This window comes from Pseudalkalibacillus salsuginis (assembly GCF_021646685.1).
GTDB classification, from domain to species: domain Bacteria; phylum Bacillota; class Bacilli; order Bacillales; family Fictibacillaceae; genus Pseudalkalibacillus; species Pseudalkalibacillus salsuginis.
In genome coordinates this window covers 642,602-664,444 of the sequence record NZ_JAKJHW010000001.1, presented here as the reverse complement: position 1 = coordinate 664,444, position 21,843 = coordinate 642,602, and the positions used below count along the sequence as shown (strand labels likewise).

Genomic DNA, 21,843 nt, shown 5'->3' with positions numbered 1-21,843 from the left:
CAGTTTCTGACTCATTGGGGGGCAGCAGTATCTGGTGATTTAAAAAAATTAGAGGACATCTCTACTGCTGTTCGGCTAGAACCAGTGCTGAAAGTCCATGATTTAAGGTCTCGAGAGTCCTCTAATTTTATAAAGCATGGTTATAAAAAGCTTCGCTTGACCTTGTGCCAGAAGGAGTTGTCTTTAAGCTTGACGGTCTTGATCCTTTTATCGGATAGTTGGATACGGATTGCCCCGGGTTCACGAATACTCAGTGCTTCATTGTCCATGCCGATGATCGGAAAGTTGTTCCCTTCTTTGATGATTTGAATTTCAAGTGCTCTTGATTCACTTAATATGAACGAACTTCCGAGTGTACGGTAATGATTATTATTGAGGGACGCCACTTCACTGATCTGCATACATGGAAGTTTCGGATCGACGATCGCTCCATCCAATGATTTGTTGTAAGCAGTACTTCCGGTTGGCGTCGATATGATCATACCGTCCCCTTTAAATCGCTCAAAAAATAAGTCATCAATATACAAATCCATGGACAGTGTCTTAATGATGCCTGAGCGGATGGAACATTCATTCAAACAATGAAAAGCAGCGTCATTCTCCATGCTTACGAGAATAGTCGGATATCTGCGGACTTCAACTTGTTCATTCATCATCGCATCAATCATACCGGCAATATCTTCTATGTCGAAATCACAATAAAACCCTAACTGTCCAGTACTTACACCGACATAAAGCGCATTGTCCCGAAATCCGGTTTGGCGGACGGCTTGGAGGAAGGTTCCATCTCCCCCGATGCTCGCTATGATGTTTGCATCGTCTGGGTTTTCAACCAATGTAAATCCATTATCGGTCGCTAAGTTTTTCAACTTAAGTATTTGTTCTTCATATTGACTGTCTCTTTTGTGGAAAAAATGGATATTCTTACGATCAGACATTACGAACCTCCTATGAGTTGCTGTGGTATCTAGTTTTACCCTGATTGTTGCGTGACTAAAATTGTACTGCTTATTTTATCTTCGTTTTTCACAAAGTTTTTGTCAAATGTTCATGATTCCATGATGAAAATATGATATTCTTACATGTGCTGGACATAATTACCAAATGAAGATGTGCTAGGAGGCTTTATATGAACGGGAAACGTTGGATTGCACTTGGAATTGCAGCAGTATTGTTCATTGGTTCTATTATGATGAATGTATTATCGTCAGCTGCATCCAACAATTTATCAGGATTACAGAACACTGGACTTTTAGATGAGGATCCTTTTGTAGAGAAGGTCGTTGAAAAAGGTAGCGATAAGCAGAATATTGTTCTGCTCGACGTTGAAGGAGTCATCCAGGATACTGGAGATGCAACCTCATTCTTTCAATCACCGGGATACAATCACCAGAGATTTTTGGATATGTTGAAGCACGCTGGTGAAGACAGGAATGTAGAGGGGATCATCATCCGGGTGAATAGTCCTGGAGGTGGGGTCGTTGAAAGCGCAGAGATCCATGACGCTATAACTTCCATCCAAAAGGAACATAAAAAACCAGTATACATATCGATGGGGAATATGGCTGCATCCGGCGGCTATTATATTTCAGCCCCAGCAGATAAGATTTTTGCCCACCCTTCCACATTGACAGGTTCTCTAGGAGTCATTATCCAATCCATGAATTATGGGGAGCTTGCTGACAAACTAGGTGTAAAATGGGAAACGATCAAGAGTGGCGCTCATAAAGATATTCTATCCCCAACACGTGAGATGACAGATGAAGAAAGGGAGATCTTACAATCGATCGTCGATAATTCTTACAATCAATTTGTCGATGTGATCGCTTCTGGACGTGACATACCTGAAAATAGAGTGAGAGAATTAGCTGATGGACGTGTATACGATGGCCAACAGGCAAAAGAAACGGATCTGGTGGATGAGCTTGGGGATTTGAATGATACCGTAAAAGCGATGAAAAAAGATCTCGGTAATTCACATTTGAATGTCATCAAGTATGAAAACCGCCTTGGTTGGAATTCCTTCTTGAACATGACAGCTCAAAAATTATTCCAACCGAATAAAGATTTGTTGGGGATTCATGAATTGATGAGTCAAACGAATACACCTCAAATCAAGTACTTGTATACGGAATAGGAGGGATTGGAATGGACCATACATTATCAGGTGAAGAACAGGTTGCAGAACCATCCCAACCTATGACACCAACAACTGCTCCTCCCGTCTATGCAGGATTTTGGATGCGGTTTTGGGCATTTCTTTTGGATCTCATTGTCATTTGGAGTTTGAACAGTCTCATTGTGAAACCATTTCTCGTCCTGTTGAATCTCCCTCTCGATGATGGGGGGATGTTTTCACTGAGGGCGATATTGGCGGCAATCTTCTTTTACGGTTATTTCGTATTGATGACACGCTTTTTCGGCCAAACAATAGGGAAAATGCTTTTTGCGATAAAAGTCGTGTCCAAGGATTTGGGTGAAAAGCTGCCCTGGTCTACTGTGCTTTTTCGTGAAGTGGTCGGGCGGTTCATCAGTAAGACCATTTTTTTGATCGGCTATATCGTCACAGCATTTACAAGGGAAAAGCAATCATTGCACGACATATTTGCGGACACTAGAGTCGTCCACATCCGAAAATAAGGTATTGTTATAGACCTGTCAGCACATAATGCTGATAGGTCTTATTTTTTTCGGAAGAAACATAGGTTCATTGAGATACGAATTTCCATGTCTTTCTAGATACCGAGGTGGTCCTCATGTTGTATTGGATTATTGGTATCCTGCTCTGTTTCTGTATAGTGTTCGCCATCATTTTGGTCAGCCGAGTAAGGATCACAATGAAATACATTCATCAAGGAAAAAAGGATACATTTTTGGTCCAAGCCCAATTCTTAAAAGGGTTATTCGACTATGCCTGGGTGATTCCTTTGAATAAAATTGAGCGTGGTAAGGATGGCCTCATGCATATGGAATATGAAACGGAAAAGGAAATCGCTAATCAAAAACAGAAAGATGAGAAAGAATCGACTTTCGAGGCTGAATCGTTGATTGACCGAGCCCGGGAAATAAGGGAATTGCTGGACTCTGTGTATCAACTGAGTAGGATCGTCAGGGGATTTTTAAAGAAAATGACGGTAGAGGAGTTCGAATGGGTCAGTACGATTGGTACAGGAGATGCAGCTTCAACAGGGATATTTGCAGGTTTGCTATGGACGATCAAAGGGAGTGTAGCTGGATTTATCAGTTTTACGACAAATATGATCAAACCGCCGGTCCTCGAGGTTACACCTTCTTTTCAAACACCAGTGGTCCAAACGGAATTATTCTGTATGTTTTCTTTTAGAATCGGGCAAGCTATGCTCGCAGCATATCTGATCGTAAAAAATTGGAAGGGAAGGAAACAGCATGTCAGAACATCCAATTCAGGGCTTGATGCAGACAGCAATGGAAAATATTAAAGAAATGATCGATGTGAATACAATTATCGGTGATCCAGTTGAAACACCGGATGGAAGTGTGATCCTGACAGTTTCAAAGGTTGGATTCGGTTTTGCAGCTGGAGGTAGCCAGTTCAATGGTCAATCAGGAGGGACAGGACAATCAAAGCGAGATTCTTCAGAGGGGGAATCACACCCTTTCGGAGGGGGTAGTGGTGGGGGAGTATCCATCACACCAATCGCGTTTTTGATCGTCAATTCTTCCGGAGTGAAAACGATCCACCTCGATAACAGTACACACTTGTATGAACGGCTGCTGGATTTAGCCCCGCAAGTAGTGGACAGAGTACAGAGAATGATGAGCAACAGCGGGTTTCAGATGAAATCAAATTCTAATAGAAACAACAATCAACAATCGAACAACAATTCACAAATGCAGCAACAACAACCTGAAAGGCGCCAAAAGCAAGACCTTGATTTTTAAAGACCTTGAATGTTGAAGGGCTGGCCGAACATCGCTTGAACCGATGTTCTCGGCCAGCTTTTTTGTACGTTAAGAAAGTATAAAAATTTTGGTTTCTGTGATATTATGTCTAGCTCCAACACCCAACCACTTGGATCACTTCAGTCCTCCTGCGGCGGTCGACACATTGATTTAGGTGGAAGTGTTAGCCCGCGCAAAACCGAACTTTGTTTGGTTCGAGCCTCCTCGTCGGACTTCCAGTGCCTTTGTGGATGATCAGGGGGCTTACGCTTTTCTTGTTCCGGGCAATTTACTTGATAACAAATTTCAGAAAGTTTAACATGAACGATGTGAGAATACTTTAATGAGGAGATGTTTTAAAAAATGGCAGCAGTAACATTTAAACAAAATCCTGTAACATTATTAGGAAATGAAGTGAAAGTAGGGGATACAGCTCCTGACTTCAAAGTATTGGCAAATGACATGTCTCCTGTAACTCTACAAGACACAAAAGGTTCTGTAAGGCTGATCAGTGTGGTCCCATCTGTTGATACTGGCGTATGTGACCAACAAACCCGCCGTTTTAACGAGGAAGCATCTAAGCTTGATAATGTCAAAGTATTGACGGTTAGCGTTGACCTTCCAATGGCACAAAAGAGATGGTGTGCTGCTGCAGGAGTTGAAAACCTTCATACTCTTTCAGACCACAGAGATCTTTCATTTGGAAAAGCATATGGTGTAGCAATTGAAGAGCTGCGTCTTTTGACTCGCGCCGTTTTCGTTGTAGATAGCAACGATAAAGTTACATATGTAGAGTATGTAAACGAAGCAACAAATCATCCGGATTATGAGGCAGCTATTGAAGCAGCCAAGTCTGCCCAGTAATCCTCTACAGCAGAAAGTTTAATAGGAAGGGGTTAACCACAGAAGAGTTGGACATACACTGAAATGTGTCTTATCTCACTGAAAGGTTAACCCTTTTTATTTTGGAAGGATTGACATCACCACCCTTAGAAGTTAACAGATTATTCCTGGAAGCGAACAAATTATGCTGAGAAGTGAACAGAATATTCCTGAGTGTGAACAGATTATGCTGTGAAGTGAACAGATTATCCTGTGAAGTGAACAAATTAATCTTGGAAGTGAACAGAATATCATGACATCATAAGCACCATCCCAGTAACTTCAAATCTAAGGTACTTTGATTCGGTGATTCTACATGTATTTGTTACAATAGGACTAGTGTATGTTAGGAGGAATTATACCATGGCTGATTTTAAGAACGTTGAATCAATCTATAGATTATTACATGAAACGGCTACTATTATTTCTGAGAAGGAACAGGTTTCCTATCTGGACGCTCTGATCATGACGGGGGAAAACCTCGTACAGGGTGGTATACAGGACAAGTATGATGAACAGACGAAGAATGATCTCATTTATAAATATGAATCACTTTCGTTAGATGAATTATCCAAGGAAGAAATCCGGAAAGGATATCAGTTAGCGATTCTGAAGGGAATGCAGGATGGGGTCCAGTCCCAGCATGCGATGACGCCTGATGCAGTAGCGTTATTCGTCGGCTATCTTGTTGAAAAGACGATGAGTAAAAAAGAGCGGATCACCCTCTTGGATCCTGCGATAGGGACAGGAAATCTTGTTTCAGCAGTTCTTAACCAGACAAAAATGAAAGTCTTCAGTTATGGTTCAGAAGTTGATGAAACATTGATCAAGCTAGCGTATGTCAATATGAATGCACAGGAGCACGATATCCAGCTTTATCATCAGGACAGCTTACAATCATTGATGATCGATCCTGTCGATCTCGTTATCACTGATTTGCCAGTGGGGTATTATCCGAATGATGATATGGCTTCAAAATACCGATTGAAGGCAGACACAGGTCATTCATTTTCACATCATCTGATGATTGAACAGGCACTCAACCATACGAAGGAAGGCGGGTTTCTCTTCTTCTTGATTCCGAACTTCCTATTTGCCGGTGATCAAGCACAGAAACTGAATAAATACCTTAGGGAGGAAGCAGTCATCCACGGACTTCTCCAGCTGCCATTGACGATGTTCAAAAAAGAAGAGCAGGCGAAAAGCATCTTTTTCATACAGAAAAAAGGTGAAGAAGTGACAGCGCCTAAGGAAGCATTGATGGCAGAGCTTCCGAGTTTTTCAGATCCCAGGGCTTTGCAATCCATCATGGAGAAAATCGATGCCTGGTTTAAGACTTCGTTTACTGGTTAACTTAAACTTACAAAGGAAGTTCCGGATGAGCTGAGTGAAATCGGATTCAAATCTGAAAATAACAAATATTGACGGAAACCGCTTTTCTTCCTTGCATGAACTCTGGACCGGTGGTTTAATGGTAATTGGTTTTGTGGTAAATGAACTTGAACAACGAAGGAGTTGTCGATATATGCGAAAGGTACTCGCCATTAATGCGGGAAGTTCATCGCTGAAATTTCAATTATTGAAGATGCCGGAGGAAAAGGTCATCACAAAAGGCCTGGTGGAACGCATCGGGATTCCTGAGAGTGTTTTTATAATTGAAGTGAATGGGGAAAAAGTAAAAGAAGTGACAGACATCGGAAATCATGCTGTTGCAGTGAAGATGCTGTTAGATAAACTGAAGTCTCACCATATTATTGAGTCTTATGATGAAATCGAAGGGATCGGACATCGTGTCGTACACGGTGGTGAAAAATTCAACGATGCAGTCCTGATTGATGAAGATATCATCAAAGAGATTGAAGAGGTATCCGACCTTGCACCCCTTCATAATCCTGCCAACATCGTCGGAATCCGTGCTTTCAAAGAAATCCTGCCGGATGTTCCTGCCGTAGCAGTTTTTGACACAGCATTCCATCAAACGATGCCAGAGCAATCTTATTTATACAGCCTTCCCTATGATTACTACAAAGAATATGGTATCCGGAAGTATGGATTCCATGGGACAAGCCATAAGTATGTGTCCCAGCGTTGTGCTGAATTATTAGGAAGACCGATTGAACAGTTGCGATTGATTTCTTGCCATCTTGGGAACGGTGCGAGTATCGCGGCGATCGAAGGAGGAAAATCCATTGATACATCCATGGGCTTTACGCCGCTTGCTGGAGTTACGATGGGAACTCGTTCAGGGAACATCGATCCTGCGCTTATTCCTTATATCATGGAAAAGACGGGGAAAACCGCTGAAGAAGTGATGAACGTCTTGAATAAGGAAAGTGGACTCCTTGGCGTTTCTGGCTTTTCAAGTGACTTACGTGATATTGAACAACAAGCTGAAGCAGGGAATGAAAGAGCCGAGCTAGCACTAGAAGTATTTGGAGGACGAATCCATAAATACATCGGCTCCTACGCATCAAAAATGCACGGCATCGATGCGATCATTTTCACAGCGGGTATCGGGGAAAATAGTGATGTCATCCGTGAACGTGTCCTCCGAGGCCTTGAATTCATGGGTGTCTATTGGGACCCGGCCTTGAACAAGGTTCGTGGAAAAGAAGCATTCTTGAATTATCCGCATTCTCCAGTAAAAGTGTTAATCATCCCTACGAACGAAGAAGTGATGATTGCTAGAGACACAGTGCGGTTAGCTCAGTAAAAAATCCAAAGACAGAACTTCGCCGATTTTCCGGTGGAGTTCTTTTTATGCTCATTATTTTAATCGTGCTAGTTTTGGTATAATGAATGAAAAGTGCTTCTTGGAGGTGTACGTATGGAATGGTCTCAAAATGAAAAGCAAGTATGGTCTTCCATTGAAAAATGGGAGCAAGAATATTTTACCTATGTTCCGACTGACTTCAACAGAGCGTACGAAAAAACATTCGAGGATGTCTTCAACAGGATTTCTCCAAAGATTAGGGAGAAAGCACTTCAAACGATCGACAATCTGCTTTTCCATCTGCATTCGATCATTCTGAATTCACAATTCCAACAAGATACAAAACAGCGGGTGCTGCTTTCAGCTCAATCAATGAACAAAGATGTAGAGGTATGGGAAGATGTCCAGGATTGCCGGATTGAGCAGCTTAGATACATAGCACAGCATCAAGTAGCGAAACATAGACTCCTTTCTTTTGCACAAGGCGGTTTATCAGGGGGAGGAGGGATTTTGTTTCTAGGAATTGATATCCCTGCAAGCATTGCCGCACACTTGAGATCGATCCAAGTACTTGCCCTTTCATACGGATATTCGATCAACCAACCTTATGAAACCATGTTGTCTCTGAAATTGTTTCATGCGGCTACATTGCCGAAGCAACATCAGCTTCAAGGATGGGAACAGTTGATGAGCGAGGTTTTGGAACAGGATATCAATCCATACTTATTCGAGTCAGACGAGCTGGTCGCCGACAGTCAATGGATGCGGCACTTGGTAGGTCTTGTCGGTAAAGGAATGGTTCTTTTCATGCTCCGAAAACGTCTGATCCAAGGGATTCCATTGATGGGGATGGTATATGGAGCAACAGCTAATTATCAACTTTCAAGACAGATCACTGATTTTGCAAACCAGTTCTATCAGAAACGTTGGCTCTTAGAAAAGCATGGCTAAGGAGGATATATGATGAGTGTAGAAGAACACAAACAGGAAGCCCCAGACTATGTTCGTGTCATGGTCATTACAGTCAGTGATACACGAACAAAGGAAACGGACAAGAGCGGAAAGTATATTTTAGGTGCACTTGAGGATAACGGTCATAAGGTCTCTTCATATAAAATCGTAAAAGATGAGTCGATGGTTCTTCATGAGATTTTAAGGAGCGGGGCAAGTGATTCAGGAACAGACGCGATCATCATGAATGGCGGGACAGGCATTGCTAAGCGGGATGTTTCTGTAGAGGTAGTATCGGAGTTATTGGATAAGGAGATTCCAGGGTTTGGAGAGCTTTTCAGGATGTTGAGTTATACAGAGGATATCGGTCCAGCAGCAATACTAAGCAGAGCTATTGCTGGGGTCTATAACGATACAGCGGTTTTTTCGGTACCAGGGTCGACCGGTGCGGTAAAGCTAGCCATGAATAAATTGATCCTCCCAGAAATCAATCATGTCATACGTGAAATCAAAAAAGATTTGTAAGAGAAGATGGCTTATTGAGTCATCTTTTATTTTTACCCAAAAGAAAAAACTCATTTTTAGATGAGTTTTTAACAAATATCAATAAGGGACTTTGCTGGTGATGTGGTTGTTCGTCCTGTACCAGATCCACAAATCATTGATGATGGAGGCTAACTCAGAGATTTCCGAATTCAACTTACATGATCGTTCGAAGTCTTCTTCTTGATAGAGTTGGCTTTGCCTGTCGTTGATTTCATTTTCTAAATCCTTGATCCGATCTGGAATTTTTCCTCGAATCGTTTCCCATTCTGCTAATATCGATTCCTGAGTTTCTTTTGTATAGTTATTCCATGATTGCTCTAATAACGGAAGCTTAATCCCTAAGCGCTCATTATTTGTAAATGTATAGGTCATCGATCCATTCCCCCTACTAACACACATTGTACATAAAATGGGGGATTTCTGCTATCCATATGACGTGGCTTTGGCTCTTATTGGTTTAAATAACGAGTTGGTCTTCTTCACATACTAAAAATGAAACCATAGGAGAAGGAGGCGCAGATTATCATGGAGAAAAAAACTGATAAAAATAGAAAATATCAATTTGAAAAAGAAGGTGAAATGGAAGTTCAAGATCAAATCATGCAGTCCTATCAAAGCGGTGTTGTAGGTCAAGCAGGACCGAATCATATTGATACACCTCACGAAGAGGATGAAAGCCAGAATCAATTGAGATAAGGTCCAGTGAAGACCTCTTCTAAAGCATCTGAAAAGAAGGGGTCTTTAAAAAAGTTCTCGAATTTGTTGGAAAATTAACATTACGACTCAACAAAGACAAAAAAATAAATAAAATGATCCGATAAAACAAACCTTATGATTATAGGCTATCTTCATTTGTGTTTTATGTTATGATGGAAACGTATGGAAAGGTGTGAAGAATACGCTCATTCCAGTGTACACCACGATTTTTCACTTTTTCTTTTTGTCAATTGGTGTTATCTTTAAATGGCAGTCAATTTGGACTGGAACGAGGACACAGTAGTTATTGAAGATTTGTTGATTTAGGAGGTCGTAAAAATGCGTATTGGTGTACCAAGAGAAATTAAAAATAATGAAAATCGTATCGCAATGACGCCTGCTGGTGTAGTTAATCTGAAATCATCAGGACATAAGGTTTTTATTGAAAGAGATGCTGGTCTTGGATCAGGGTTTACGAATGAACAATACCAAGAAGCCGGCGCGGAGATCGTGGATTCTGCAGCAGAAGCTTGGAGCACGGAAATGGTCATGAAGGTGAAAGAACCTTTACAGGAAGAATACCAATATTTCCGCGAAGGACTAATTTTGTTTACATATTTACATTTGGCGGCAGAATCAGAATTGACAAAAGCGCTGATCGAAAATAAAGTTATTGGTATTGCTTACGAAACAGTGCAGCTTCCTAATCGCAGCCTTCCATTGTTGACACCTATGAGTGAGGTAGCAGGCAGAATGGCGACACAAATCGGTGCATCATTCCTTGAAAAACCTCATGGAGGAAGGGGAATTCTGCTCGGAGGCGTTCCTGGAGTACGTAGGGGCAAAGTTACAGTTATCGGCGGTGGTGTAGCAGGTACAAATGCAGCAAAAATCGCTGTTGGTTTGGGTGCAAGTGTGACGGTCATCGACTTGAACCCAGAGAGGCTCCGCCAGTTGGATGATATTTTCGGTTCCGATATCAATACGTTAATGTCCAATCCACTGAATATTGCCGAAGCAGTAGTAGATTCTGACCTTGTTATCGGTGCTGTACTGATTCCTGGCGCAAAAGCGCCTAAGCTTGTCACTGAGGAAATGATCCAGAAAATGAGAATAGGATCTGTTCTCGTTGATGTTGCAATCGACCAGGGAGGAATTTTTGAAACGACCGATCGAATTACAACCCATGATAACCCAACGTATGAAAAGCACGGAGTAGTCCATTATGCTGTTGCAAACATGCCAGGTGCGGTTCCACGAACCTCTACGATTGCTTTGACAAATGTCACCGTCCCTTATGCTTTGGAAATTGCCAATAAAGGTTACGTCAAGGCTTGCAGTAATAATGATGCACTCCTTAAAGGCATCAACACACTTGATGGATACGTGACTTATGAAGCAGTTTCTGAGGCTCATGGTTTAGAGTACAATGATGTTAAAGAGATGCTCTCAAATAAAATATGAATGTTTAATGAACATCGAGACTGGCCTGCAGGTGGCTAGTCTCTTTTTTTCACGTTAAGAACGTATAACTTTTTAGCGAAGTAGCTAACCGGAACAGCAGAAAAGTTTACGAACTAAGTATAAGTGTGTAACTAAGGCTCAGTCTTTCTTCTACGGCGGCGACACATTGATTTAGGTCGAAGGGTTTACCCACCCAGAACCGAACTTTGTTTGGTTAAGCCTCCTCGTCTAACTTCCAGTGGCCTGCGTGGCTGACCAGGGCGCTTGCGCTTTTCTTTATAAATCCAAATCATTTTTTAAATTCGGACCTCATGTGTAAAATGAAGGGTGAGACGGGTACAAGGATGGTATGTATCTTGTGTTTTGTTTCTACTGCCAGAAGGAAACGGAAATACTTTAAAAGAAGGAAATACACAGAAACTAAATTTGAAAGAGGAGAGATCTTGAATGAAAGTAACGTACTATGGCCATTCAGTAGTCGCTATCGAAACAAATGGAAAATCAATTTGGATTGATCCCTTCATCACAGGAAATGAACAATGTCACATTAAAGCAGAGGATGTAAAAGCAGATGTAATTTTACTTTCCCATGGTCACAACGACCATGTAGGAGATACCATCGACATTGCGAAAAGGAACGATGCTTTGGTCGTCGCACCATTTGAATTAGCAAATTACCTAGGTTCTAAAGGTGTAGAGGCCCATGCAATGCATATCGGTGGTGCATACCAGTTTGATTTCGGAAAAGTGAAGTTGACCCAGGCTTTCCATGGTTCGAGCTATGCGGAAGAGGATGGAACTGTCGTTTACACAGGGATGCCCGCAGGGATCCTATTTACAGCTGAGGACAAAACAGTATACCATGCAGGTGATACAGCATTGTTTTCCGATATGAAATTGATTGGTGACCAGAACTATATCAACCTCGCTTTCCTGCCAATCGGTGATAACTTTACGATGGGGCCAGAAGATGCTTCGATCGCTGCAAGCTGGTTGAAAGCAAATTATGTCGTACCGATCCATTACAATACGTTTCCAGTAATTGAACAGGATCCTGAAGCATTTGTAAATGAGCTGGAAGGCAAAAAAGGACGAGCATTGAAATCTGGAGAATCCATCGAACTTTAACGAGCTCATTCTTCTTTCCAAGAGGGTATTTGCATACATTTGATAAAAAGGGACATCCCCTATGCAAATGGAAAGGAGAATGACTTAATGAAAAACAGACTGATTTTATCCTTGCTAGCTGCCCTGGCGCTTGTATATTTTGCTGTTCCCTATCTGCCTGAAATCGGGACAGGATCAGGTGGATGGTTTTCGGCTATCTGGTTATTCTTTGCGCTGCTTGTGATCGGTGGGAATTTTTCAGCGTTGCTTTACAAAAGATATCCACAACAATCCACCGAAAGCACATCTCTTAAACGTGCAGCAAAAGAACGGAAGAGAATCAGACAACATTGATGTAATGGGTCACCCTTAGTATAATAGGAAAGACTTAGCAATTTGGTAGATGGTTTTTAGAAAGCTTGGTGAAAAGATGGCTACAAAACATGAACAAATATTAACGTATATCGAAACATTGGAAATCGGAAGTAAAATATCTGTAAGACAAATTGCAAAAGCTCTTTCCGTTAGTGAAGGTACTGCCTATAGAGCTATAAAAGATGCAGAAAACCAAGGGACAGTCAGCACGATTGAGCGTGTAGGAACGATCCGTATCGAAAAAAAACGTAAAGATAACATCGAAAAACTTACATTTGCAGAGGTTGTCAATATTGTTGATGGACAAGTTCTTGGTGGGAAAAAAGGACTGCATAAGACTCTTAACAAGTTCGTCATTGGTGCTATGAAGCTTGAGGCGATGATGCGTTATGTGGATCCGGATAGCCTATTGATCGTTGGAAACAGGACAAAAGCACATGCACTTGGATTAAAAGCGGGGGCAGCGGTCCTTATAACAGGTGGCTTTGATACCGATGAGACGGTGACGAAGCTGGCAGACGATTTGGAACTTCCAGTCATTTCGACGAGTTATGATACGTTTACCGTGGCTGCAATGATCAACCGGGCCATTTATGACCAGCTGATCAAAAAGGAAATCGTCCTTGTCAGTGACATAACGATCCCAATCGAACAAACGAATTATCTGGTGAACGAAGAGAAGGTCTCTAAATGGTACGAGTTGAACAAGGAGACCAATCATAGCCGTTATCCTGTTGTGGACAGGAAAAAGCGCATTGTTGGGGTCGTCACTTCCAAAGACATTATAGGGAAGGACAACGAATTGACAATCGAGAAAGTGATGACCAAAAATCCAATCACTGTCAGTGGTACTACATCGGTTGCCAACGCAGCTCATATGATGATTTGGGAGGGTATTGAGCTTTTACCTGTCATCGGTTCACATCAAACACTGCAGGGGATCATCAGCAGACAAGATGTGTTGAAGGCTCTACAAATGATTCAAAAACAGCCACAGGTCGGTGAAACCTTCGATGATCTGATAACAAGCCATGTTCAAGATAATGAAAACGAACAGGATGTATTCTTCACCTGTGAAATCACTCCACAGATGACGAGCTATTTGGGGACTCTCTCTTACGGTGTAATGACGACACTGGTATCTGAGGTTGGAAGCAGGGCATTGCGGAAGCGGAAAAAGGGTGACCTGGTCGTTGAAAATATCACACTGTACTTTTTAAAGCCTGTACAGATCGATAGTAAAATTACTATCCGCCCAAAAATTCTTGAACTAAGCAGACGGTATGGGAAAGTAGATGTTGAAATCTACCATGAAGGGGACATCGTCGGCAAGGCGCTAATGATGGCACAACTTATCGAACGCCATCTCTGATTAGAAAAGAAGGGAACTTGGCACATGATTCTATGGTGACGGCTGATAAAAGTTTAATTCGGCTTATAAATCGAAAAGTCCGTTTATTCCAGTGCCAAATCAACAATAATACTCAAAAAACTCTCCGGTGTGAGTAACCATCTTTGCTCCTTCAAAAAACTGATATGGTTTTTAACAAAGCGAAAACGGGATCTCAATTCGAAAAGAGGCATCATGTTTTAACATGTAAGCTATTTTGAATCGTTGAGATCCCGCAGGGGGGCAATAATCTAAGACTCAGATCGTTGATTCTCCTCAACAGCAAGCGGAAGGAAATATTTATAAGCCTTATAACCCATATAAACGTTGATCAAACCTAAGATCAAAAATACGCTGCCTATGACCAAATCATACGTAGATTCATTGATGAATAAACGATTAAGCCCGAACACCCCAATGAAAATACCTAGCGCTATATTAGATTTGGATTTCGTCCATCTCTTCTCATAAGGAGCCTTCACACGAAATTCCTTGACTTTATAGAATATATAAAGGCTTATTGACAATACGATGATAATGATGAAAACGGGCATGACAATCCTCCAATGTTAGTGATTCTTCGAGTTCCATTGTATAGAAAAACGAATAAAAATTCCATAGATTGTACGATTCTAAAGTGAACATTAGGTTACAGTTAAAGGAGTCCAGAATGAAAGAACAAATTACACAGAAGATCAAAGAATATGAAAAAATCATCATTCACCGGCATGTACGTCCTGATCCGGATGCGCTTGGTTCACAAGGAGGTCTGTCAGAAATCTTAAAAGCAAGCTTTCCGGAAAAAACGATCCATGTGGTCGGGGAGGAAGAAGCATCCCTGAAATTCCTGATTGAAATGGATCAGATTTCAGATGAGGTATACGAGGATGCCCTTGTTATTATTTGTGATACAGCGAATCAAGCTCGGATCAGTGACAGCCGCTACTCATCAGGAGACTTTCTTATAAAAATCGATCACCACCCAAATGAAGACCGCTACGGAGATTTGATTTGGGTTGATACAGAAGCAAGCAGTGTCAGTGAGATGATTTATGAGTTCTTTTTATACGGGAAAGAACAGCATCAATTCAAATTATCTGATAAAGGGGCCGGACTCCTTTATGCAGGGATCGTTGGAGACACAGGACGTTTCTTGTTTCCGAATACGACAGAGAAGACGATGAAATATGCTGGGGAATTAAGGAATTACGATTTCGATATCTCGAAAGTCTATGATGAAATGTATAAAGTGAAATTGAATTTAGCCCGGTTAAATGGTTATGTATTGACTAATTTCAAATACATCCAGCCAGGTGTAGGCTATATTTATTTGACGAAAGAAGTAATGGAGAAATTCAATACCACCCCAAATGAATCTTCCTTGCTTGTCAATTCCTTTTCCAATGTTGAAGGCCTTTTGTCGTGGGTTTTCTTTGTAGAAGAACCTGATCAGATTCGTGTGAGACTCCGCTCAAAGGGGCCGATTGTCAATACGATCGCAGCAAAATACAATGGCGGAGGACACCCGATGGCATCTGGTGCCACAGTATATACCATGGAGGAAACTGAGCAGATCATTCAGGATCTTGTGGAAGCATGCCGTGCCCATTAATGATTTCAGCGAAAATAATAGCCCCAATCCTTTTTGTGAAAAGGCTGGGGCTAGGTTTTCGGTAAATTATCGTTTGGCTGGGATGAACCAGGATCCAATTTCTGTCACGTCCTCTACAAATTCGATGTTCAGTTCGGCAGCTTGCTTTTTAATCAGTTCTGCGACCTCTTTTGTTTCAGCAAACGCTGAGTAACCGTTTTTCAGCTTTTCGACTTTCGCCCTCGCCATTTCTTTTCGATTGATGATCATTCACAATCCCCCTTACATGTTTTTTCCTATTTATATTGTATTCGATTTGCGTGTCCTTTGCTAATGGTAGAACCCAAATGTCTCACAATTGTAAAAAACAAGCCTAGTCAGCACGTTCTACTTTTAAATATAGTCGTAATGTTGTATAAAGATGCATCTGATAAACCTTTACATTATACGTTTCTTTCCCAATCAAGAAGTTTTTGTTTTCAAGCGTGCGGATCAATAAATTTGAGTTTTGGCCAACAGATTCGATGTCTTTTGTCAGGACGTCATGTAGCTGTGATTTCACGCTATTTTCTAGTTCAATCAATGGGAGCCCTTTCAATCCGACTTGTTCCCGGTTCAAAAAACTGACTTTAATTTCTTGAATACGCAGCTTCTTTTCATTTTCTTTATTTTTTTCTTCATAATCTTCTCTGAAATGTTTGAATTTCTCATTCAAGTCTTTAATCTTCTCGTCTCTTCGATCGATCTCTGTCATGTAGAAATCCTGTAAACTTCCAAAACTCAATAGAAAGAAAAGCCATCCGCATATGAAGCCAATGACAATACCGGCAAAAAAACGTTGGTAACCTTTACGACGATGTAGGGGAGGAATCCTCATCTTCTAATTCTCCTGGGTTATCCATTGGATGATCACCCCGCCCGCATTCGCACCAAGCAGAGCCGAGACGATATAGAGGATTTGCTTGATGACTTCAATCCAAGCTTCGCTTTCAAACCCTCTTTCAAAATTATCAATGGTGTCAAACGTTCCACCGATTGCTGCGACAATCGCCCAGATCTTTAAACTTCTGGATAATTGAGACATGGAAAGGAATGGGGGCTTTCCAGTCAGCATCATACCGATCGCCCCAACTAAACAGCCTCCCAGTATGATTCCAAAGGCAATAGAGAAATAGATTATTGTGGTTGAAACAAATTCTCTGACCAAAACAGACCCCGCCTTTTCATGAAAATCTGATAAACGCTCTCAGTTTATAAGTATGGACAACTACGGATAAGTATGCTTGATTTCATGTTGTTGCAGTCTTGTATATAATGAAACTAGGATTAAAGGAAGGGAGTGATTCTAGTGGGATTTGTTCATTTGCACGTACATAGTGAGTATTCATTGTTAGAAAGTGCTTGCAGGATCGATCGGCTAACCGAGCGTGCCAAAGAGGTTGGAATGCATGCATTAGCGCTTACCGATCGTAATGTCATGTATGGCATACTCCCGTTCTATACATCTTGTGTTGAGAAAGGTATTAAACCGATCCTTGGACTCGAAGCTGACCTTCAATTCACTTCGGACACAGATTCATCACCCGCAAAGCTTCTTTTATACGCTAAGGACAAAATGGGTTACCGTCAATTGATCAAACTGAGTTCTATGCTCCAGACATATGAAGGTAAACAGCAACCAGCTCTTCGTCTATCGGACATCCACAAGTTCAAGGAAGGTCTTCTCGTTATTTCCACAGGTTTGAATGGAATCATTCAGCGTTTTCTTCAGACTGACAGGCAGATTGCTGATCAGATATGCAGGAAAATGAAGCAGTCGTTCGGGAAGGATTTTTATTTGGGAATAGAGGATCACGGTATCGGAAAGGAGAAAGAACTTAACCTGAATATCAGCCAATTATCCAAACAAACCGATGTTCCGATTGTGGTGACAAATGATATCCATTACATAGAAAAAGGCGACGCAAACGCTTTTGAGGCATTGAGAGCAATCAAGCTTGGTACTAAATTGAACGATGGAGATCATGAACGTTACCCGACAGATGGTTATTATTTCAAATCAGGTTCAGAAATGGAGAGCCATTTCGCACATATTCCTGAAGCGATTCAAAATACAAGAGAAATTGCAGAAAAGTGCAGTGTTGAATTGGAATTCGGAAACCCAATTCTACCACAATATCCTTTACCACCTGAAGAGAGTAGTGGTACATTTTTAAGAAGGCTGTGTAAAAAAGGCGTACATGAAAGGTATGGAAATCCGTCCAACAAGGTAGTCGATCGTCTGGATTACGAGTTGAAGATTATTGAGGAAATGGGTTTCAATGATTATTTCTTGATTGTTTGGGATTTTATGAAATATGCCCGTGAAAACAAGATAATGACAGGTCCTGGACGGGGTTCAGCAGCAGGTTCACTCGTTGCGTACGTGTTATATATCACTCAAGTGGATCCTATCGAAAAAGAATTGCTTTTCGAGCGGTTCTTAAACCCTGAGAGGGTAACAATGCCTGATATTGACATTGATTTTCCCGATACAAAGAGAGACGCAGTCATTGAGTATGTTTCGAATAAATATGGGAAAGATCGGGTTGCTCAAATCATCACGTTTGGTACATTGGCAGCAAAGGCGGCTGTAAGGGACGTCGGCCGTGTTTTGAACCTTGATAACCGTTTAGTGGATAAAGTGGCAAAGCAGATTCCTTCACGGCCAGGAATTACATTGGAAAAGGCGATCACTGAATCTCCGTTACTTAAAAAGACACTAGAACAATCACAAGAGGCTCAGACCTTATGGAATATTTCAAAAACGATTGAAGGACTGCCAAGGCACTCTTCAACTCATGCAGCGGGTATCATCATCAGCAGGGATCCTCTTCATGAAGTCGTACCTACTCAATCTGGAAGTGAATTCCTGGATCTGACTCAATATACGATGGATGGTTTAGAGGAGATCGGACTTCTCAAAATGGATTTTTTAGGCCTTCGAAACTTAACGTTGCTTGAAAATATCACAGCTTCAATAAAGAAGAGTACTGGGGAAGAAATCATCCTGAATGAGTTGGAATTTGATGATGATAAAACCTATCAACTGTTAAGCCAAGGGGATACGACCGGCATATTCCAACTAGAATCAGATGGGATGAGAAAGGTTCTACGGAAGCTGAAGCCTACTGAATTTGAGGATATTGTTGCAGTAAATGCCTTATATCGTCCTGGCCCGATGGAAAACATTCCAACCTATATTGAGCGGAAACACATGGAGACTCAAGTAAACTATCCACATCCTGTTTTAGAGCCGATATTGAACAAGACTTATGGTGTCATCGTCTATCAAGAACAGATCATGCAAATCGCTTCAGCCATGGCGGGATTCTCCTTGGGAGAAGCCGATTTGTTGAGGCGGGCTGTAAGTAAGAAAAAAGCAGATGTTCTCCATGAACAGAGGAAATTCTTTGTTGATGGTGCCATTCGTAAAGGCTATGATGCCGATTCAGCAAACGACATTTATGATCTGATCGTCCGGTTCGCCAATTATGGATTCAATCGATCCCACGCTGTAGCTTATAGTGTAATCGCTTATCAGCTAGCTTACTTGAAAGCGAACTACCCACTCTATTTCCTAGCTGAACTTCTCAGCAGTACGGTAGGAAATCAAGGAAAGACGACAGCATATCTAAGCGAAGCACGGCAAAAAGGGATTGAAGTGTTGCCGCCTTCCATCAATTCAAGTGACGCTGGATTTACAGTCGAAAATGGAGGCTTACGGCTTGGGTTCCTTGTCATCAAGAATGTAGGGTTACGTGCAATCAGGGCTATTTTAAACGAGCGAAGGAAGGGGCCCTATCAGGATGTTTTCGACTTGTGCAGGAGAGTATCCCTTAAAACGTTGAATAAACGATCGTTGGAATCGTTGATACTCGCAGGTTGCCTAGATGAATTTTCAAACAACCGAGCCCAGCTTTTGGCTAATTTAGATATGGCGATCGATTATGGGTCTAAAATTCAAAAGGCTGAAGAGGAAGGTCAAATTGACTTGTTTGAGGCTGATGATCATTCAGATAAACCTGTCATGGAAGATGTACCGCCTTTTCAGGACAAAGAAAATCTTCAGTTCGAGTATGAAGTCCTCGGCTTTTATTTGACAGGACATCCTTTAGAGGAATTTAATTCACTTCTTGATGTTTATAACCGCAAGCAAATTGGAGAGATTGATAATGATGGACAACACATCCGATTAGGTGTCTTGGTCACAAAAGCTAAGCTTATCAAAACGAAAAAAGGAGATTGGATGGCATTTGTCCAGCTAAGTGATGAAACGGGTAAAATTGAGGGGATCGTCTTTCCGAAGGCGTATCAAAAAAATCCTGATCTGTATCAGGAGGGAAGACTCCTGTTTGTTGAAGGAAAGGTGGAAAATTCTGAAGGCCTGAAGGTCATCATCGAAAAAGCGGCTGACATACAAATGCTCCCGAATCCAGGAGAAAAGAAGAATAGAAGTCTATTCCTCAAGGTGGAGCCATCCCAGCAGGAAAGTGGAGTTTTGCATCATATTAAGAAGATTGTCCTGCAATATCCAGGTAACACTGATGTTATTTTATATTATGAGCAAAGAAGAAAGACTGTAAAATTATCAAACGAGTTTTGTATTGACCCTACTCAGGAATGTATTGTAAAGTTTGAATCATTACTAGGAACGGAAAACGTGGTTTTAAAATAAACCGCAATTTCTTTACAGCTTGACGTGGTTTGTTATAATGAATAGGTCAAAAGGTGGTCAGACCACCTCGATTTATCAATTTGTACTACAACAGACAGAGATTATAATCAGGCAGTGTCAATAAATCGTCAGGTTAGTTTAATCATATTTTATATTCCATTTGACTTCGTTTAAGTCTTTGGATCAACCCGTTATATGACAAAGCCTATATATTTTAAAAGGATAAGGGAGATGAACTTATGTCTGTTTCTCGAGAAGAAGCATTGCACATGCACAGAATCAATCAAGGTAAACTAGAATCCAAAGCAAAAGTACCCGTGAGAAATGCGACTGACCTCAGTCTTGCTTATTCTCCTGGAGTCGCAGAACCCTGTAAGGATATTTATGAAGATAAGAACAGAGTCTATGAATATACGATGAAAGGGAATACTGTAGCTGTAGTTTCCGATGGTACAGCAGTACTTGGACTGGGAAATATCGGTCCGGAGGCGGCACTCCCTGTCATGGAAGGGAAAGCGGTCCTTTTCAAAAGCTTCGCTGGTGTAGATGCCTTTCCAATCTGTCTGAATACAAGTGATGTGGATCAGATTGTCCAAACAGTCAAATTGCTGGAACCGACCTTTGGCGGGGTCAATTTGGAAGATATCGCAGCACCAAACTGTTTCATCATTGAAGAGCGCTTGAAGAAAGAAACGAACATTCCGATTTTCCATGACGATCAACACGGAACTGCAATCGTAACTGTTGCTGGGTTGGTCAATGCGCTCAAATTGACACGTAAGACGATGTCTTCAATCAAAGTTGTTGTAAATGGTGCGGGTTCTGCCGGAATTGCCATCATCAAACTTCTGAACAGATTCGGCGTTAAAGACATCATCATGTGCGACTCGAAGGGGGCGATTTATGAAGGCCGCCCTTATGGAATGAATCGAGTAAAAGCAGAAGTTGCACACTTTACGAACCGGCAACAGATAGAAGGATCGTTAGAAGAGGCAGTAAAAGGAATGGATGTTTTCATCGGGGTTTCTGTAGAAGGTGCATTGACACCTGATATGGTAAAAAGCATGAACGAAGATCCGATTATCTTCGCAATGGCGAATCCGGTCCCTGAAATCATGCCTGATGAGGCAAAGGCAGCTGGTGCTAAAGTGATCGGGACAGGGCGTTCAGATTTCGCGAATCAAGTCAATAACGTACTTGCATTCCCGGGGATATTCCGTGGAGCACTTGATACACGTGCTACCCATATAAACGAAGAAATGAAGATTGCAGCCGTTTATGCAATTGCCAACCTTATCCAACCGACCGAACTTTCTGACGATTATGTCATACCTGCACCTTTCGACCCCCGGGTTGCTCCAGCGGTAGCGGCATCTGTCGCAAAAGCCGCGATGGAAACTGGTGTTGCCAGAATCGAGGTCGATCCTGAGGAGATTGCAGAAAAAACCCGCCGACTTGCTCTTATCGATGAAGAATAATAAAGCTTCTGA

23 protein-coding genes are annotated in these 21,843 nt (G+C 41.6%); 17 read left to right on the top strand and 6 right to left on the bottom strand.

The genetic code is table 11. The features are described from left to right. Window positions 1–140: 140 nt before the first annotated feature. Window positions 141–938, bottom strand: a complete 798-nt coding sequence (locus tag L1611_RS03380; protein WP_236311667.1) for an NAD kinase — start codon at window positions 936–938, stop codon at window positions 141–143. A 191-nt stretch (window positions 939–1,129) separates the two neighbouring features. On the opposite strand from L1611_RS03380, the gene sppA reads away from it, so the two are divergent. The 9 genes from sppA to L1611_RS03335 all read left to right on the top strand — a co-directional run bounded on the left by sppA (window position 1,130) and on the right by L1611_RS03335 (window position 8,992). Continuing rightward, window positions 1,130–2,137, top strand: coding sequence for a signal peptide peptidase SppA (gene sppA, locus L1611_RS03375; RefSeq protein WP_236311666.1), 1,008 nt, complete (start codon window positions 1,130–1,132; stop codon window positions 2,135–2,137). A gap of 11 nt (window positions 2,138–2,148) precedes the next feature. Next, window positions 2,149–2,640, top strand: a complete 492-nt coding sequence (locus L1611_RS03370; RefSeq protein WP_322972506.1) for an RDD family protein — start codon at window positions 2,149–2,151, stop codon at window positions 2,638–2,640. A gap of 116 nt (window positions 2,641–2,756) precedes the next feature. After that, window positions 2,757–3,458: a DUF2953 domain-containing protein gene (locus L1611_RS03365; RefSeq protein WP_236311665.1), complete on the top strand. Its 702-nt coding sequence runs from the start codon at window positions 2,757–2,759 to the stop codon at window positions 3,456–3,458. Beyond that, complete coding sequence (gene ytfJ, locus L1611_RS03360) at window positions 3,406–3,921, top strand: GerW family sporulation protein (protein WP_236311664.1); 516 nt, start codon at window positions 3,406–3,408, stop codon at window positions 3,919–3,921. Before L1611_RS03365 ends, ytfJ begins: the two co-directional genes overlap by 53 nt. Window positions 3,922–4,284: 363 nt before the next feature. Next, window positions 4,285–4,785 (top strand): thiol peroxidase, encoded by a 501-nt coding sequence (gene tpx / locus L1611_RS03355; protein WP_236311663.1) that lies wholly within the window; start codon window positions 4,285–4,287, stop codon window positions 4,783–4,785. 381 nt (window positions 4,786–5,166) lie between these two features. Then, on the top strand, window positions 5,167–6,156 hold the full coding sequence (locus L1611_RS03350) for a class I SAM-dependent methyltransferase (protein ID WP_236311662.1): 990 nt from the start codon (window positions 5,167–5,169) through the stop codon (window positions 6,154–6,156). Window positions 6,157–6,328: 172 nt separating this feature from the next. Next, on the top strand, window positions 6,329–7,516 hold the full coding sequence (locus L1611_RS03345) for an acetate kinase (protein ID WP_236311660.1): 1,188 nt from the start codon (window positions 6,329–6,331) through the stop codon (window positions 7,514–7,516). A 114-nt stretch (window positions 7,517–7,630) separates the two neighbouring features. Further along, complete coding sequence (locus tag L1611_RS03340; RefSeq protein ID WP_236311659.1) at window positions 7,631–8,467, top strand: EcsC family protein; 837 nt, start codon at window positions 7,631–7,633, stop codon at window positions 8,465–8,467. Between the two features lie 12 nt (window positions 8,468–8,479). After that, window positions 8,480–8,992, top strand: a complete 513-nt coding sequence (locus L1611_RS03335; RefSeq protein ID WP_236311658.1) for a MogA/MoaB family molybdenum cofactor biosynthesis protein — start codon at window positions 8,480–8,482, stop codon at window positions 8,990–8,992. Between the two features lie 78 nt (window positions 8,993–9,070). Here L1611_RS03335 and L1611_RS03330 read toward each other — a convergent pair whose 3' ends face one another. Beyond that, window positions 9,071–9,385 (bottom strand): hypothetical protein, encoded by a 315-nt coding sequence (locus L1611_RS03330; RefSeq protein ID WP_236311657.1) that lies wholly within the window; start codon window positions 9,383–9,385, stop codon window positions 9,071–9,073. A 153-nt stretch (window positions 9,386–9,538) separates the two neighbouring features. Between L1611_RS03330 and L1611_RS03325 the strand changes: the two genes are divergently transcribed. From L1611_RS03325 to L1611_RS03305, 5 genes are all read left to right on the top strand, one after another. After that, complete coding sequence (locus L1611_RS03325) at window positions 9,539–9,709, top strand: hypothetical protein (RefSeq protein ID WP_236311656.1); 171 nt, start codon at window positions 9,539–9,541, stop codon at window positions 9,707–9,709. Window positions 9,710–10,048: 339 nt separating this feature from the next. Continuing rightward, entirely contained in the window at window positions 10,049–11,173 is a 1,125-nt protein-coding gene (gene ald / locus L1611_RS03320) for an alanine dehydrogenase (RefSeq protein ID WP_236311655.1), read from the top strand. A 447-nt stretch (window positions 11,174–11,620) separates the two neighbouring features. Beyond that, the gene (locus L1611_RS03315) at window positions 11,621–12,301 is read left to right on the top strand and encodes a metal-dependent hydrolase (RefSeq protein WP_236311653.1); all 681 of its coding nucleotides are present in this window, start codon (window positions 11,621–11,623) and stop codon (window positions 12,299–12,301) included. A gap of 87 nt (window positions 12,302–12,388) precedes the next feature. Continuing rightward, complete coding sequence (locus L1611_RS03310; protein WP_236311651.1) at window positions 12,389–12,634, top strand: hypothetical protein; 246 nt, start codon at window positions 12,389–12,391, stop codon at window positions 12,632–12,634. Window positions 12,635–12,710: 76 nt separating this feature from the next. After that, window positions 12,711–14,027: a CBS domain-containing protein gene (locus L1611_RS03305; protein WP_236311650.1), complete on the top strand. Its 1,317-nt coding sequence runs from the start codon at window positions 12,711–12,713 to the stop codon at window positions 14,025–14,027. A 269-nt stretch (window positions 14,028–14,296) separates the two neighbouring features. On the opposite strand, the gene L1611_RS03300 is transcribed toward L1611_RS03305, so the two are convergent. Beyond that, a complete protein-coding gene (locus L1611_RS03300; protein ID WP_236311649.1) occupies window positions 14,297–14,599 on the bottom strand; it encodes a YtpI family protein in 303 nt (100 codons plus the stop codon). Window positions 14,600–14,715: 116 nt separating this feature from the next. Between L1611_RS03300 and L1611_RS03295 the strand changes: the two genes are divergently transcribed. Further along, window positions 14,716–15,657 carry a DHH family phosphoesterase gene (locus L1611_RS03295; RefSeq protein WP_236311648.1) on the top strand — a complete coding sequence of 314 codons (942 nt, stop codon included), beginning with the start codon at window positions 14,716–14,718 and terminating at the stop codon, window positions 15,655–15,657. A 66-nt stretch (window positions 15,658–15,723) separates the two neighbouring features. Here the strand turns inward: L1611_RS03295 and L1611_RS03290 are convergent, their stop codons facing one another. The 3 genes from L1611_RS03290 to L1611_RS03280 form a co-directional block, all read right to left on the bottom strand. Continuing rightward, window positions 15,724–15,906, bottom strand: coding sequence for a YtzJ family protein (locus L1611_RS03290; RefSeq protein WP_225064200.1), 183 nt, complete (start codon window positions 15,904–15,906; stop codon window positions 15,724–15,726). Between the two features lie 103 nt (window positions 15,907–16,009). Next, the gene (gene ytrI / locus L1611_RS03285) at window positions 16,010–16,513 is read right to left on the bottom strand and encodes a sporulation membrane protein YtrI (RefSeq protein WP_236311645.1); all 504 of its coding nucleotides are present in this window, start codon (window positions 16,511–16,513) and stop codon (window positions 16,010–16,012) included. A 3-nt stretch (window positions 16,514–16,516) separates the two neighbouring features. Beyond that, entirely contained in the window at window positions 16,517–16,843 is a 327-nt protein-coding gene (locus L1611_RS03280) for a YtrH family sporulation protein (RefSeq protein ID WP_236311643.1), read from the bottom strand. A 141-nt stretch (window positions 16,844–16,984) separates the two neighbouring features. Between L1611_RS03280 and L1611_RS03275 the strand changes: the two genes are divergently transcribed. Both L1611_RS03275 and ystJ read left to right on the top strand, forming a co-directional pair. Further along, the gene (locus L1611_RS03275; RefSeq protein WP_236311642.1) at window positions 16,985–20,353 is read left to right on the top strand and encodes a DNA polymerase III subunit alpha; all 3,369 of its coding nucleotides are present in this window, start codon (window positions 16,985–16,987) and stop codon (window positions 20,351–20,353) included. 239 nt (window positions 20,354–20,592) lie between these two features. After that, window positions 20,593–21,831 carry an NADP-dependent malic enzyme gene (ystJ, locus tag L1611_RS03270; RefSeq protein WP_236311641.1) on the top strand — a complete coding sequence of 413 codons (1,239 nt, stop codon included), beginning with the start codon at window positions 20,593–20,595 and terminating at the stop codon, window positions 21,829–21,831. The last annotated feature ends 12 nt before the right edge of the window (window positions 21,832–21,843 follow it).